The sequence below is a fragment of the Nostoc sp. UCD121 genome, assembly GCF_014222285.1.
Lineage (GTDB): Bacteria > Cyanobacteriota > Cyanobacteriia > Cyanobacteriales > Nostocaceae > Nostoc.
This window is the reverse complement of sequence record NZ_JACKZS010000010.1, coordinates 43,251-57,514: the sequence shown is the minus strand read 5'-3', so window position 1 is coordinate 57,514 and position 14,264 is coordinate 43,251. Positions and strand designations below refer to the sequence as shown.

Annotated in this window: 15 protein-coding genes; 8 read left to right on the top strand and 7 right to left on the bottom strand. The window is 40.8% G+C overall.

From position 1 onward, the window contains the following. The first annotated feature begins 82 nt into the window (after positions 1–82). The 3 genes from GNF10_RS03945 (at position 83) to GNF10_RS03935 (ending at position 1,799) form a co-directional block, all read left to right on the top strand. Positions 83–268 carry a hypothetical protein gene (locus GNF10_RS03945; RefSeq protein WP_185586200.1) on the top strand — a complete coding sequence of 62 codons (186 nt, stop codon included), beginning with the start codon at positions 83–85 and terminating at the stop codon, positions 266–268. Between the two features lie 259 nt (positions 269–527). Beyond that, positions 528–1,310 carry an NB-ARC domain-containing protein gene (locus tag GNF10_RS03940; RefSeq protein WP_185586196.1) on the top strand — a complete coding sequence of 261 codons (783 nt, stop codon included), beginning with the start codon at positions 528–530 and terminating at the stop codon, positions 1,308–1,310. A gap of 48 nt (positions 1,311–1,358) precedes the next feature. Continuing rightward, positions 1,359–1,799: a hypothetical protein gene (locus GNF10_RS03935; protein WP_185586197.1), complete on the top strand. Its 441-nt coding sequence runs from the start codon at positions 1,359–1,361 to the stop codon at positions 1,797–1,799. Here GNF10_RS03935 and GNF10_RS03930 read toward each other — a convergent pair. From GNF10_RS03930 to GNF10_RS03910, 5 genes are all read right to left on the bottom strand, one after another. Continuing rightward, complete coding sequence (locus GNF10_RS03930; RefSeq protein ID WP_185586198.1) at positions 1,792–3,024, bottom strand: aspartate aminotransferase; 1,233 nt, start codon at positions 3,022–3,024, stop codon at positions 1,792–1,794. The two genes, GNF10_RS03935 and GNF10_RS03930, sit on opposite strands and share 8 nt — an antisense overlap. Beyond that, a complete protein-coding gene (locus GNF10_RS03925; RefSeq protein WP_185586199.1) occupies positions 3,021–4,211 on the bottom strand; it encodes an iron-containing alcohol dehydrogenase family protein in 1,191 nt (396 codons plus the stop codon). The genes GNF10_RS03930 and GNF10_RS03925 overlap by 4 nt, the downstream gene beginning before the upstream one ends. Before the next feature lie 688 nt (positions 4,212–4,899). Continuing rightward, a complete protein-coding gene (locus GNF10_RS03920; protein WP_185581558.1) occupies positions 4,900–5,421 on the bottom strand; it encodes a Ycf51 family protein in 522 nt (173 codons plus the stop codon). A gap of 642 nt (positions 5,422–6,063) precedes the next feature. Then, complete coding sequence (locus GNF10_RS03915) at positions 6,064–7,392, bottom strand: O-antigen ligase (RefSeq protein ID WP_185581826.1); 1,329 nt, start codon at positions 7,390–7,392, stop codon at positions 6,064–6,066. Continuing rightward, a complete protein-coding gene (locus GNF10_RS03910; protein WP_185581825.1) occupies positions 7,374–8,216 on the bottom strand; it encodes a hypothetical protein in 843 nt (280 codons plus the stop codon). The genes GNF10_RS03915 and GNF10_RS03910 overlap by 19 nt, the downstream gene beginning before the upstream one ends. A gap of 128 nt (positions 8,217–8,344) precedes the next feature. Here GNF10_RS03910 and GNF10_RS03905 point away from each other — a divergent pair, with 128 nt between their 5' ends. The 4 genes from GNF10_RS03905 to GNF10_RS03890 all read left to right on the top strand — a co-directional run bounded on the left by GNF10_RS03905 (position 8,345) and on the right by GNF10_RS03890 (position 12,459). Continuing rightward, positions 8,345–9,409, top strand: a complete 1,065-nt coding sequence (locus GNF10_RS03905) for an NAD(P)/FAD-dependent oxidoreductase (protein WP_185581824.1) — start codon at positions 8,345–8,347, stop codon at positions 9,407–9,409. 518 nt (positions 9,410–9,927) lie between these two features. Next, a complete protein-coding gene (locus GNF10_RS03900; RefSeq protein ID WP_185581823.1) occupies positions 9,928–10,305 on the top strand; it encodes a hypothetical protein in 378 nt (125 codons plus the stop codon). Positions 10,306–10,406: 101 nt separating this feature from the next. Continuing rightward, positions 10,407–11,342: an SIMPL domain-containing protein gene (locus tag GNF10_RS03895; protein ID WP_185592776.1), complete on the top strand. Its 936-nt coding sequence runs from the start codon at positions 10,407–10,409 to the stop codon at positions 11,340–11,342. Between the two features lie 340 nt (positions 11,343–11,682). Beyond that, the gene (locus GNF10_RS03890; RefSeq protein ID WP_185587574.1) at positions 11,683–12,459 is read left to right on the top strand and encodes a lecithin retinol acyltransferase family protein; all 777 of its coding nucleotides are present in this window, start codon (positions 11,683–11,685) and stop codon (positions 12,457–12,459) included. A 95-nt stretch (positions 12,460–12,554) separates the two neighbouring features. Here GNF10_RS03890 and GNF10_RS03885 read toward each other — a convergent pair whose 3' ends face one another. Both GNF10_RS03885 and GNF10_RS03880 read right to left on the bottom strand, forming a co-directional pair. Further along, the gene (locus GNF10_RS03885) at positions 12,555–12,917 is read right to left on the bottom strand and encodes a type II toxin-antitoxin system PemK/MazF family toxin (protein WP_185587576.1); all 363 of its coding nucleotides are present in this window, start codon (positions 12,915–12,917) and stop codon (positions 12,555–12,557) included. Next, a complete protein-coding gene (locus GNF10_RS03880) occupies positions 12,907–13,125 on the bottom strand; it encodes a hypothetical protein (protein ID WP_185587580.1) in 219 nt (72 codons plus the stop codon). The genes GNF10_RS03885 and GNF10_RS03880 overlap by 11 nt, the downstream gene beginning before the upstream one ends. A 735-nt stretch (positions 13,126–13,860) precedes the next feature. On the opposite strand from GNF10_RS03880, the gene GNF10_RS03875 reads away from it, so the two are divergent. Beyond that, positions 13,861–14,262 (top strand): VOC family protein, encoded by a 402-nt coding sequence (locus GNF10_RS03875; RefSeq protein WP_185587578.1) that lies wholly within the window; start codon positions 13,861–13,863, stop codon positions 14,260–14,262. Positions 14,263–14,264 lie beyond the last annotated feature (2 nt).

Sequence of the window (14,264 nt, the reverse complement as noted above, 5' to 3'; positions counted from 1 at the left end):
TTTGCATTCATTAAAATATTATTCCCGGATATGAAAAAATACTAATTACTGCAAAATTAACAATGCTGACATTCATAATCTCATGACTCGACAACCCCATGACCAATTTGCCAAGGAATATCTAGAGGAGTTGTTAACCTCTTTAGGTAAAGTAGAAACCAGCAAAGATGTTAAAAGCGAAGTTCGTGAGATAGATGTTTGGTTTGTCCCCAATACATCCCCATCTAATACATCAGAATTAGGTTTACAGCACTTCCCGAAGTTATGAGGTACACTAATTGCTCGAATTATTGTTTATCTGTGTTAATAGTCTTTCAAGTTTAAATTGATGGGTAAGAAAGTTCGTAGTAACTTTTCATTACTAGCTTGACAGACTACTAATAGCATCCCAAGTATCTGTACCTCACAGCAGCAGGAAGTGCTGTAATTCAGTGAAAAATCCGATGCAGCGAAAACTTTACATAAACTTGATAAAATCTCAAGGTTTTTATATTAGATACTTACAAAGTAAAATAACAAGAAAATTAATGCCACGCTCATTAAGAGTAAATCATCAGAGAATTAAGTATGTCAAAATTGCACTGTCTGAGAATGGATATCCCACCCAAAAATCCTTGGCTTATGAAACGGGATTATCCATAGACACAATTAGTAGATTCCTCAATTGTAAACCCGTTCTGTATGGAACCTTTGAAGAAATATGTCGGAAATTAAACCTAGATTGGAGAGAAATTTCCACTCCTGATTTTGAGCCTAGCTCTCTCAAAAAAAGTATCAATACACAGGAATTAAAAAGGAACAAATACCAAGACTGGGGAACTGCGGTTGATGTCTCAGTGTTTTACGATCGCACCCAAGAAATGGCACTGTTAGAATCATGGATATTGCAAGATAGGTGTCGCTTGCTTACAGTATTCGGCAGGGGTGGGGTTGGTAAAACAATTTTAGCTGCCAAGCTAGCTAAACAGATCCAGGATGAATTTGATTCTGTGATTTGGCGATCGCTCCGTCAAGCCCCATCCTTTGATGAGATAATAACTGACTTGGTATCTTTTGTATCCAATCATCAAGAACCCAAACCCGACATCAACAAACTCATTTATTATCTGCGTACTTCCCGATGTCTAATTATTTTAGATAACCTAGAAACAGTCTTAGATGTCGGTCATACTGGTAAATATCGCTCCGATTATCAAGAATATACTGAGTTAATCCGGATAATAGCAGAAGTAGAGCATAAAATCTGTGTAATTTTAACTACTAGAGAGAAAGCAGTAGAAATGAATTTTTTGGAGGGAGCTAACCGTTAGGTTAGCTCCCTCCAATTATTTGGCTCACTCGAAGCAGCCTTTCTCATAGTGCAATCTTATCCCCTCTTGGGTACGGATGAGGATAAATATAAATTATGCAATTTATACAGTAATAACCCCCTAAAAATCCGGGTAGCTGCCAATACCATCATTAACTTATTCAATAAAGATATCAATAACTTTCTAAAGCAAAATACTTTCGTATTCAGTGGTATCCGCAGCTTGCTTGATCAGCAATTCCATCGCCTTTCTGCTTTGGAACAGCAGGTAATGTACTGGTTACAAATAAATCAAGAATTGACTACTATTGGTTACTTACACAGTAAAATTGTGCCTACAATATCTAAAGCCAAACTGTTTGATGCTGTAGAAAGCTTGATTAGGCGTTCTTTAATTGAGACAGAGGTTGGTGGCTATACCCAGTCACTTATTGTAATGGAATATGTGAGAGAGGTATTTACGGAGGAAATTCTTCCTGTAATCAACTAACGAGATCGGCGATCGCTCCTGATGTAGAAACTACACTTTCAGGTTGATAGCGGATACCCGCTTGTTTGAAGCGATGTAAAGCTTCACCCAAGCGATCGCAATCTGCAATCAAACTGATCCGTACATAACCCTCACCTGCAACCCCAAAGGCATTACCTGGAGTCAGAACAACGCCAGTTTGTTGCAACACATTCAAGGCAAAATCTGTGGAACCCATACCAACGGGACACTTCACCCAAAGATACATTGTCGCCTTAGTTCTGGGGATATCCCAACCCAACTCTCCTAACCCATCAATGAGGAAATCACGGCGGGTACGGTAGCGTTGTTGTACCTCGTGCAAATAGACATCTGGCAATTGCAAAGCTGTTTCAGCTGCTTTTTGCAAGGCAGAAAAAATACCGTAATCCAAGTTAGTTTTCAGTGTTCGCAAACCTTGAATTACATGGCGATTCCCCACCACAAAGCCAACGCGCCAACCAGCCATATTATAGGTTTTAGATAAGGTGTGAAATTCCACACCAATATCTTTCGCGCCGGGAATTTCTAGTAAGCTAGTGGGTTGATAACCATCAAAAGCTAACTCGGCATAACACAAATCATGCACCAGTAAAATTTCATATTTACGGGCGAAGGCGACGATTTCTTCAAAAAATTCGCGGGGTGCGGTGGCAGCAGTGGGATTGCTGGGATAGTTAAAATAGAGAATTTTAGCTTGTCTTGCAACTTCATCAGGAATGGCAGCTAAATCAATTAACCAGTCATTCTCTGGTTTGAGAATCAAACTGTGGATTTTGCCTCCTGCGATCGCAGGGCCGCGAAAATGGGCGGGATAAGCTGGGGAAGGAACCAGAACTAAATCGCCAGGGTTAACGTAGGCAAGTGCTAAATGGGTTAATCCTTCTTTAGAACCTAGCAATGGCAAAGCTTCGCTATCGGGATCGAGAACCACACCATAACGGCGATGATACCAATTAGTGATGGCACGACGAAAACTAGCAGTGCCTTCAAAGGGCGGATAACCGTGATTGGCGGGATCTTTCAAGGCTGCGATCGCCGCTTCTACAACTGGTGCTGGCGTTGCACCATCGGGGTTTCCCATACCCAAATCAATTAAATCTAACCCTTGTTCCCGTGCTTTCGCTTTTAGTTCATCTAAACGGGCAAATACATAAGGTGGTAGTTTTTGTATGCGTTCTGCTGGGACAATCCAATTTAAACTCATTCTTCAACCTCGTCACTGATTCCCTTGGGTGAAACTCGATTTATATCTTTACTATCTATAGGTGCAGTGGTGGAAACCATTGCTGCCATCAATTGTTCTGGCGCGACTTTAAAAGGTAGTCGATGGATGTCAGAATTAGGAACTAGAGCAATTTCGGCGGCTGTTTGCAACTCCCCTAATGTAATATTGCCCAATCCCAGATCACTTAATTTTTGGGGTAGTCCAATTTCTGTATAAAACTTTAACAACTGTTGTCGTGCTGATGCTGCTAGTTGATTGCCTTGTAGCATTTCTTCTAAACGCAGTTGCACCAAAATTCCAAAAGCGACTTTTTCGCCATGAATACTGCCATATCCTGAAATATGAGTTAAACCATTATGCACGGCATGGGCAGCAACTGTGCGACACTGCGCCCCTCCAAGTCCTCCAACTACCCCAGCGAGTAAAACAGTCGCGTCTACAACTTCTCGCCAAACTTCACTACCTGGTTCGTTCAAAGCGGCGGCTGACTTTTGCAAGAGGATATCTCGCAAAACTCTTGCTTGTTGCACCGCAGCAATAATTAAAGTGTCTTGCAAATGCCCACTGCTAACAGAGGCTTCATACCACTTAGCGATCGCATCACCAATTCCAGCTACTAACGTCCGTTGTGGTGCAGTTTTAATCAAGTCATAATCGAGTATCAGTAAATCCGGACAACGAGACAGTCCTACATCATAGAGAAACGCCCCATTTTCCGAATAAACATTCGACAAGGCACTCCAAGCTGCACAGGTAGCCCCTGATGTCGGAATTGTCACCACTGGCAACTGTAACTGCTGCGCGAGTAATTTCGCTGTATCTAAGGCTTTGCCGCCACCAACACCAATAATCACATCAGCTTTATGTTCTTTTGCCTTCTTCTGTAAAGATTTCAGGCTAGCTTCGCAGCAATCTGGACTGTATGAAGCTTGAACAGGATGTAACTGTTGCGTTTCTAAAACTGGTTGCAAATTCTTTCGGCTGATGGCGAGAGTTGATTCACCTGCCACAATTAAGGGACGACTTCCCAAAGAGGCAATCTCTGTTGCGGCTGCTTGCAACACCCCAGAACCACGGATGACTTTTGCCGGGGCAACTGTGAGCGTAAATAATGAACTAGAGGTTTGAGTAGACAAAGAAGGTTGAGTAGAAAATTGATTAGACATATAATCTAGTTTGCCAAAAACTTGATATTTCTTAATCTAATAGACTTGCAACAAAATATACTTGTTGCCAGATGGCTACAAACTTACATCTGACTCAACTAGGTTTTAACCGATCTAATCGCTAACTGGTTAAGCCATTTAACGACGTTGCTTGAATCTGTAGTGTCCATTAGCCTGAAATTCCGAACTATCAAAGTTTTGAATAACCGTATGATTAACTAACATTACCACTCTCAGATTCTCAAGAAAAGTGATTGAGAACTGAATCGTCTTTTGATGGTCATTTCAGCTATGGATAGGTGCGTAAGGGTTTACAGTTCGATGTCCACTCCCACGCCGTTCCTTTTGGCTGCAAAAAATTGTAAAAATGTCAATAGTGGCAATTAAAATAACAACTGACAAATCACAACTGTCAGTATCCATTACCCGCACGCTGATCGATTTTTTTCCACAGTACAATCACGAAAGTGTGAATATCTTAATCTAAGAATAACTATTAATGTATCGGTAAATACAAAATAAATTATGTCATTCTGATAACAAGCATTGGATTGGGGATTAGGGATTAGGGATTGGGAATTGGGGATTGGGAATTGGGAATTGGGGAAAGACTTGTTTCAAGTTCTCACCTCTTGTCCCCTTGTCCCCTGCTCCCCTGCCCTCTGCCTCTTTCCCATTCCCCATTCCCTTAACCGTTAGATTTTGGCAATTGGGCAAATTTGTCTGTGTAAATTTCCACAGCCACTGGGGAATTTTGATGAGAAACGAGCGATCGCTTGGCCTTACCCAAGTACACTGGTACAGAAACCCCTGGTTCCGGGTGAATAATGGTGCGGGCGCGAACTGTCAACTTGTCGTCTTCCCGTGTACCTGAACGACCAGAAGAAAATAAATTACTAGCTGCTTGACGTAAAGTTGCTTCTAATTGGGTAGGTGTAATTTGGGGTGATGTAGCAATCACCGCTTGGTTTGAGCCATTGTCATAAACTAGAGTGTACTTCGTCGCTCCTGGAATCACAGCCCGACTCAACGGGACTATCGACAGTGCAAATAAACCACCTGTCACTACCAGCATAAAGCCAGTCGTACCCACCAGCCGAAAGCGGATGCCCCATTTGAGAATAAAAGCCAAAACTGTTAAGACAGCGAATGCCAAGGTAGCTATACCTGACCATTGGGTGTACTGAAGAAAGTTAGCTGTTGTGAGCATAAGGTAGGTTATGGATGCGTCTTTTTTTTGTTACCGACATACCCATTTTACCGAGAGCTTACACCATAGGGGTTGCCGTAATTCGCTTCGGTTAGAGAAAGTTATTTGTCATTGATTTTTATAAGACATCAAAAACCTCATTAACCTTATTTACATTGGTAGTAATGCAATAGACATCTCCAGAAATTAAATATGCGTTACCCATAAACCTTGTAGAGACCTAGCAATGCTACGTTTCTACATTCTTTTTCGGAGATGTCTAATAGGGTTTGAAAACAGATTAATCACATCTAAATAGTGTTGAGCGCAACCTTAATTAAAAATAAATGTAAAGAATAAGCATTTACCATTTGGTTTATTTTTCAAGACTCAAAACGATATTTAAAACGGGCTAGTCCTAAAAGAATATCAATAATTATAAATATACAAAAGGGCATCTACAAGAGATGCCCGTCATGCAGGAAAAACCCAAAGGGTTGTCCCTACACCTTCCCAACAATCAGCAACAGTGACTAATTAGGTATTAGTCACACTCACAGACGTGAATATAGTAATCTTATTAACTTCAAACTCTCAATGCCCCCAGTGCATACACTGAAAATTAACTGATGGTATTGTAAGTTGCTGTTTATCATTTCCTAACTAATTTGAACCAGATGTAAACCTGTCTTGCTCGTTATAACGATGTAATACTCCACAAATGGCAGCTAAAATTAACCATGAAATTACATTCAAACGGAAATCGAAGAGGGTTACATCTACTGTATTCAATAGAACCCACCCCACAAAGGCCAGAAGATAACTAAAATATATCAATCTATCTTCTGTTTTTATATATTTTGGCTTGCGTAGTAATTGGATACCTGTAATCAAAATCCAACCAAGTAAGCCACAAAATAAAAAAGTACTAGGAAAACCAGTTTCAGCAGATAACATCAAAAACAAGTTATGGGGATGACCCAAGGGAATCTGCGTTTGCGCTTTGTAGAGTCCACTAAAACTGCGTAATCCCCAACCAGTCCAAGGATGTTCTTTGGCTAAAGACCAGGCAAACTCCCATTGAGTTTTTCGCATTAAAGCGACTGGTCGATCTGGATACATATCGTCATTTAACCTTGCCCAAAAGAAGGCAGGAACTACCCGGCGAAAAATTTGAGCGATTGGGGAGGGAGCAAAAGCTGCCAAAAGAACGCTAGAGGCGATCGCAGCGACACCACTCACAATAATGCGCCAGCCTTGGTAAAGTGCATAAGCTAAACACGCAAAAATAGCGATCGCCCAGCCATTGCGTGAGTTAGTGAAAATCAAGGTAATGAAATTTGTAATCACCGCAATAGTTATGAAGATAAAAGGAAGTGAATTCTTCCTAATACCCAATCCTCGATACAATCGCCATTGTTCTAGCCACAACCCTAAGCTAAGGATGAAAACTATTGTTAGATAAGCGGCAAAGGTGTTAGCGTGCAAGAAAAGTGAGGCTATGCGACCTGGCGGATTTCCTCCTGGTGCGATCGTCCAATTCAACACAACCCACAAAATCTCTAATTTCAAACTCCAGCCTAAAAATAACTGTCCCAAACCAAGAATTATCACTGGCATGGAACCAATCGCAAAAACCCAAGCCATTTGCCGCAATTGGACAAATGTTTGAATTAGAGCGCTATGGGCAACAAAAAGTAAAAAGAATGGTAATAAATTAAATAAGCCAAGGAAAGCTGCTGTTTTGTCATCGGCAAATCCAGCACTTGCGATCAGCAACAGACTCAAAAGGGCAAATCCCCAATTGAGGGGGCGGCGATTAATTTTGTGGGATTGTTTCAGCCAAGTTATTAATGAGACAAAACCAATGGTCACAGCCCCCAACAATGGACTCAATGGGAAGATTAACAATGCCCATAGAGAGTAATTCCAAGAAGATCGCCAGCGATACTTGAAATAATCAGAAACCTTGTTCAAGCTGGCTCCCAACATTCCTCACGGGTGAGGCGAATTTGAGCTAAGGCGAAAATAGTCGGAATGATCCGACCATAGTTGGTAGCGATCGCTCTCCACCCCAAATCTGCAAAAAACCAAGTCCACATCATCGGCCCAATCACGGCAAACATGGTGCGGGCTGCCCCATAACGAGCAGCACTCACTGTCATACCCCGTTGCGCCATTTGCATAGCTACATAGCTTTGAAATTGCGTTGCAGCTGCTTCTGTACCTGTAATTGCCGCTTGTTTTGCTACTTCATAAGTAGCAAAGTGGATGGCAAATTGACGGGCAATTTGCTTAAGTACAAGTGGCTGGAGAAGTGAAGTAACCGCGATCGCACTACCGCCTTTGAAAAGCAACCCCAAGGGGTCAGGCTGCAATAAAAGTGGTAACGGTTCTTTTAGTTCTGATTGCACAAGGTGACGCTGCACTCTAAGAGTCAATTTTTGCTTTTCCTGTTCAGGTAATTTTTTCCATACCTGTCCTAGCAGATGTAAAAATACTTCTGCTTCTAAATCAATAGTTGGCAGCTGATGAGAATAGTGAATTTTTAGATACTTACATACTTGAACTAAGGCTTGTCGGTAAGTTACCTGGCCTGTGCGTCCCCGTAATACTGTCATCCCATCTGCCGCCAAAAAACGAAAGCGTCCCTCTAGTGAATCTAACCAAGCTTTGCGGTCTTGGCTTTGCACTTCGATGGGTTCGGGTGTGTGTACATAGTCTAAGGGATTGAACTTACGACTAAATAAAATTGCCGTTAAATCTTGCAATTCTTCTTCGGTCGCTAACTCTAGCGCCGCCCTCATTTCATCCAATTTCCCTTCCTCCCTTCCGTGCAGCTTTCTGTACCTTATTCTACTATTAGCTATTTTGTCCTTTGTTATTCGTCCTTGGTCATTTGATAAATAATGACTAAGGACAAATAACAAAGGACTATGGACTCATGACTGATATTGCAGTGATTGGTGCCGGAATGGCCGGTTTAGTCTGCGCCCAGCAATTAAGTCAAGCTGGATATTCTGTGCTAGTGGTGGACAAGTCCCGTGGTTTGGGAGGAAGATTAGCTACACGCCGCTTGCATGGAACTTGGGCAGATCATGGGGCTTGTTACCTGAAGCCAAAGGGTGAATTATTTAGACGTTTTGTGGAGATATTGCGATCGCGCCATATCCTCGAAGTTTGGACGGAGGAGGTTTACGAACTCACAGCAGGCGCTCCTTTATCTGAACCGAAAAACCGTAGTCCGCGATATGTTGCACCTAGTGGAATGAGTGCGATCGCTAAATCTCTCGCTCCAGGTTTAGAAATATTACTGAATCAGCGTGTCATTGCTATTACCCCAACTCCCGAAAATAGTTGGCGGATCACTCTTGAATCTAGCAACGAAGAATTAACTGCAAAAGCTATAGTTGTAGCCATTCCTGCACCCCAAGCGGTGATGCTGTTGGAATCTTTGGGTGAAGGTGTATTAGATACAGCTTTTCTTGATAACTTGCGTTCTGTAGAATTTTATCCTTCCATTAGTGCGATCACTGGATATCCTTTCACATCCCAACCACTCCCTCACTGGAAAGCTCTAACTTTTGTAGATGATGCTGATTTAGCATGGATTGGTTTAGACAGTAGCAAGCGTCCTAACCCTCAACAACCACATTTTGTGGTGCAAAGTAGCGCTAATTTTGCCCAACGTCATCTAGAATCACAGGATTTAGAACCTGCTGGAAAGCTAATGCTGCAACGAGCAGCTGAATCTCTATCCCTTCCTTGGCTGAATACCCCCGAATGGATGCAAGTACATCGTTGGCGTTATGCCTTTCCTAGCCGTCCTTGGCACGAGGCTTTTTTGTCTACCGAAACTCCCTTACCTTTAGTTTGTTGTGGTGATTGGTGTGGCGGCAATCTTGCAGAAGGTGCGATGCTTTCTGGATTAGCGGCGGCAGATGAAATTAATCATCAGCTGCGTCATCTACCTTTAGACAATGTGAACTTTTTCAACGTTTTTGTCTGATCATTTCATCAGTAGCTAGACTGATTTTGCGTTCTAGTGAGTTGGTATTTGTCTGACTTACTAAATCAATGTGCAACAAATAAGTTTTTTAGATGAAACAGCAAATTTTTTAGCAAACTTAAAATGTGATGTAAATTACCAACAAAGCTTAACTTCATTAAAAACTTGTTCCTAATTCAAGATTTTTATTGCCGTTAAGTTTGATCCCCTAGCCTTGATGCTGCATTTTATGTAGATTTCTGCCTTTTTGGCAAAAATTTAAAATAATTAGGATTATAAATATAAAATGTCGCTAACCTCCCAGCATATTGGATGCTGTTTTAATAAGTCATGCTGTGAATCAGTATAAACTTTAACTAAGATAAGCAAAGCCAAATGTCTCAAATCCAACCAAGATAAAAGGCTAGTTACAGGGTTTATTACATCTATCAGTTGAATTACTTTTAACTGATTTTCATCTAAAAAATTTGTTTTCTCCACCAATCATTGACTGGAATTAAAAAAGGAGTTTAAAAATTATGAAAACGGTAGTTAATTTAACACAGCAATCAGTAGTAGGAGAGATTGAAAGCGTTTTGGATACATATCCATACCATCCATATCAAAAAGCCTTTGCGATTCCTGACTTACGCCAAGAGCTAATTGCTTTCGTCCTCACCCGCCTTCCCTCTTTTGACGGCGCTATCTCTGAGGGACGTATTTCCCTAGCGGAGGCTGAACAAGGAAGCTTGGCTTATTACAAATTGCCTCGTAAACCCTTAGAGCAGCAACTCCACCTACAGAATTTGATTCACCAAGGCATTTGTTTAATCGTTCAAGAAAAGTCAGATTGGATTAACGATCGTGTTTGTGAAATAGTTCAGCCAGCTTGTGAAGCCTCTCACTGGTTTGGTTAATAGTTCCCAGTGAATTTTTAATTTTTGAGCTAATTCCAAGGCGTTTAGCCCTGGGATTAGCTCAATATTTTTGTACGTATCTTGCTCTTGAGGTGTAAACTTTGACAATTAGATTCAAAGGATATTCCCAGGATATGAGAAAAATAACTGCTCTAATGTTGGTAAGTATGACGGTGACTGTCGGCGTGGGAGTATTAACGCCCAAAGTTACTAATGCCCAATTATTTTATCCACCAGCAAGCGATCGCCATTCACTAATGGTAATCGGTCAAGGAGTAGTGAAAGTGCCGGCAGATACAGCCGATATTGAACTGGTATTCAGTAGCGAAAGTAGCAATGGTGAGTCAGAAACGCAACCATCATCTCTACCGCAAACCCGTCGCATATCCTCACCCTCCGGGTATGCCTCCGGCACGCCAAGAGCGAACGGCAGTCCCTCTTTGTTGGAACAAAAAGACCGGGCTGCCTCACCAACTCTATTTTTAAATTACAAAACAGTAGCAGAATCTTCACCAAGCAAAAAATCACTAAGTAAAGCAACTCTCCAGCCTGTAGTTAATAGCCTAGTTGCCAAAGGAATTAGTGCTGATAAAATTCAAGTACAAATTAACCCAAATTCCAGCGAAAATAACGCCAAAATATTGGTGAGGTTGGAAAAACCAACACGCGATAGAGTCCAGGAAATTGTTGCTACAGCGAACAAAGCGACAAGCCAAATTGACAATCTTTCTGTTAAGAGTGTGGGCGTTGAGTACGCAGTAAATGACTGTCAGGCTTTGCAGAGTTCAGTTTATCAATCAGCTATGAAAGATGCTCAAAGCCGCGCTCAGGCTTTAGCAACTGCAATGAGTGTTAAACTTGATGTTCCTTCTGTAGCCGAACCATTTTACACATTATTTTATCCCTCATGTAGTTCTAAAACTGGAGCTCCTTTACCCTCATTTGCTAGTTTTTTATTATCACCGACTTATAATCCCGATGCCCCAGCAGAAGTTGAGATGAAAAAGGATATTTTTGTGACATATACAACAAAATAAGCATTTATATTCAGTGCGATCGCATTTTGATTTAATCAAGATTGAGAGTGCGATCGCTTAACTATTTATTCTGAGCTGAATCAATAAGGATAGGTGCGATCGCACTTTTTATTTACTTCACATTTTGCGATTCGCTTTCTATAAAACCTCATGTTTTTATCTGGATATAACCCAAGATTTACTTAAGTAATATTTTAATGTTTGCTACTCTATATTTTAATATTTAGTTCTAACTTTATCGGAAATTTTTACGGCTTTTACTACTGATAAATAAATTGTTATCCTCATAATCTATATCTAAAGGATTACAAAGAATGTAGCCCAATAGAAGAGGTAAATCATGGCTAAAGGGGATCATATCTACGTCAGTCTTTGGACGAATGGCAATCCTTTTACTCATCATGGAATTGATTGTGGAGATGGGACTGTCATTCATTATGATGGGCAAAGAATTTGTCTAGTTTCTAAGACTGCATTTGCCGAAGGGAAGAAAATTCATATAAAGGAGTATGGAAAGTGTGATGCAGATGAAATTGTAGTCCAAAGGGCAAAAACTAGATTAGGTGAGGGCAAATACTGGCTCCCTTCTAACAACTGTGAGCATTTTGCCTCCTATTGCAAAACAGGTAAGCATAAAAGTGAGCAAGTCAATAGGGTTGTAGCAGGTGGGGGAGGTGCAGTGGCTGGGGGTGCTGTTGGTTTGGCTACAAAGTTTGCAACTGAAACGGCTTTTCTAGCAGCAGTGGAAGCTGCAAAGAACTCTGTAAACCCAATATCAAAAGTTTTAATAAATGTAGGAATTAAACAAGCTCCTCGTGCTGCTGTCGCTGGGCGTGTTGCAGGGGGTATAGCAGGTGTAGGAGGTTTAGTAAGTTGTGTAGCGACTGATTTGGTAGTCGGTAAAGTTCTAGAAGATGATGAAAACTTATCTGAACATGAACGTGAAGCTAGAAAAAATGGTAGAGATGCAGGAAAAATAGGATCAATAGCTGGGGGACTGGCCGGAGGTGCTGCTGCTCTTATTGTAGGAGAAGGTGCTGCTATTGCTGTTGGCGTTGCTGCTCCTGCTGTATTAGGAATAGGGGCTGCTTTAGGAGCCTATCACTTTGGGAAATAAAACAAAAAATAGTAAGGTAATTCAAGGTGCGTTACATTATGTTGACGCACCCTATAGTTTTAATATTCACGTTAATAAATGAATTATACAAATCACTAATAATACTCAACTACGGCAGCAATAGCAGCAGCAACTTCCTCCATAATTTCACTTGAACATCCTCCAATTTTACGGATAAATCTTTGTATATCCATACCGCGCAGTTGCAAAATATCTACAGCAGAAGTTTTTGTTAGACTATTTGCACTGTCTGGTTCAATTTTAACGTGCCAAATATTGCTAGCATAATATTCTTTCCAGTCTGTGATTGGTGCAATCAACTTAATGGGTAGCTTGCCAACACCATCAGAACTTACTACTATAGCCGGACGGACTTTTTTAATTTCTGCTCCTACTGTCGGATCGAAATTAGCAAGCCAAATATCACCCCGTTTAGGAGATGTATATTTAATAATCAATCAATTCTCCTGTCTGTAATTCCTGCCATTCTCTATCTTGCTCGTAATGTAATAACATTAACTCAGCCTGTGCTGCCAATATGCATCGCCGTTCTTCTAATGACAATTTCATAAACTCCCGACGGCTGATACTCTTAGCTTGTACAAGTGTTTCCGAAGCTTGTGGCTGTGGTATGCCTCTCTGAGGATTAGAATTCGAGATTTCCATACTTTCTTAGTAATTTTTATAAAAATTACTACCTATACTACCTAATTTATATTTATTTTACTGCACAGCTATAATATGCGAGTTCATACTCAAAATCAAATATTCACTTGAATCTAGACTAAATTGCTGATTTCAAACTCCAATAATGAAAAAACTCCAGAAATGTTTGTGACAAATCTGGAGTCAGGAAAGATACGCATTTACCTATACCAAATTTTCACCGTGAGAGTATCTTACGTCATCAGGGTATACACTCAAATACAGTAAAGAATGTCTGAGGATTAACTGCTTCGTTTACACAAATTTTCTGTTTGAATAGAACTTACGCACGAGTTACGGAATAAGGAACCGCGGAGGCGCAGTATTTCGACTTCGCTCAATAACCGGACACAGAGAAATGAGATTTTGCGTAAGTCTTATTGAAGTAACGCAAAACAGCCCCAGTAAATCTGAGGCTGCTTTGCGAGAGTTGTTTGGTAGGAGGGGGTACATCAACAGAGTGATGCCCTATGTTAAATATAAATAATTCAGTATGCATCCCTATTCAGCCGTCTTTTGGCTGATCAGGATGATTTGAAAAATTGCGTAGGCGCAGCCTGTCGTAGACATCGCTTTTTCAAAAAGAAACTCCAGATGCACTTAAGGCATTCTGGAGTAGTAACAGGTTTCTAACATCAATTAATTTTTACATCTGCGATCGCCTAATGTCGTTGGGATATATACTCAAATCTATTTATGTCTACTCATCCGCAAATAGAACAGCAAATTACCTTCTTTTACACCCATAATCTCAATTCCTCTACAGAATTCTACGAGCAAATACTAGGCTTGGAGCTATGGCTTGACCAAGGAACCTGTCGAATTTATACTGTTAGTGGTTCTGGATACTTGGGATTTTGTCAAGCAAGCGAAACATCGACTCCTCCAGGCGACCAGCAATCAAGTGTCATTTTTACCCTAGTAACGCCGCAGGTGGATGAGTGGTTTGAATATCTCAAAGAACGTGGTGTCAAATTTGAAAAGCCACCTACACTAAATGAAAAGTACAATATTTACCACTGTTTTTTTCGCGATCCCAGTGGTTATTTGATTGAAATTCAACGTTTTGAGACTAACCATAAAAAAAGACATAACTAAAT

Excerpts from the sequence above, each read along its gene's own strand:
- GNF10_RS03900 (WP_185581823.1), top strand. The coding sequence starts at position 9,928 with ATGAAAACGGTAGTTAATTTAACACAGCAATCAGTAGTAGGAGAGATT.
- GNF10_RS03945 (WP_185586200.1), top strand. The coding sequence starts at position 83 with ATGACTCGACAACCCCATGACCAATTTGCCAAGGAATATCTAGAGGAG.
- GNF10_RS03905 (WP_185581824.1), top strand. The coding sequence starts at position 8,345 with ATGACTGATATTGCAGTGATTGGTGCCGGAATGGCCGGTTTAGTCTGC.
- GNF10_RS03930 (WP_185586198.1), bottom strand. The coding sequence starts at position 3,024 with ATGAGTTTAAATTGGATTGTCCCAGCAGAACGCATACAAAAACTACCA.
- GNF10_RS03875 (WP_185587578.1), top strand. The coding sequence starts at position 13,861 with ATGTCTACTCATCCGCAAATAGAACAGCAAATTACCTTCTTTTACACC.
- GNF10_RS03925 (WP_185586199.1), bottom strand. The coding sequence starts at position 4,211 with ATGTCTAATCAATTTTCTACTCAACCTTCTTTGTCTACTCAAACCTCT.
- GNF10_RS03920 (WP_185581558.1), bottom strand. The coding sequence starts at position 5,421 with ATGCTCACAACAGCTAACTTTCTTCAGTACACCCAATGGTCAGGTATA.
- GNF10_RS03890 (WP_185587574.1), top strand. The coding sequence starts at position 11,683 with ATGGCTAAAGGGGATCATATCTACGTCAGTCTTTGGACGAATGGCAAT.
- GNF10_RS03915 (WP_185581826.1), bottom strand. The coding sequence starts at position 7,392 with ATGTTGGGAGCCAGCTTGAACAAGGTTTCTGATTATTTCAAGTATCGC.
- GNF10_RS03880 (WP_185587580.1), bottom strand. The coding sequence starts at position 13,125 with ATGGAAATCTCGAATTCTAATCCTCAGAGAGGCATACCACAGCCACAA.
- GNF10_RS03940 (WP_185586196.1), top strand. The coding sequence starts at position 528 with ATGCCACGCTCATTAAGAGTAAATCATCAGAGAATTAAGTATGTCAAA.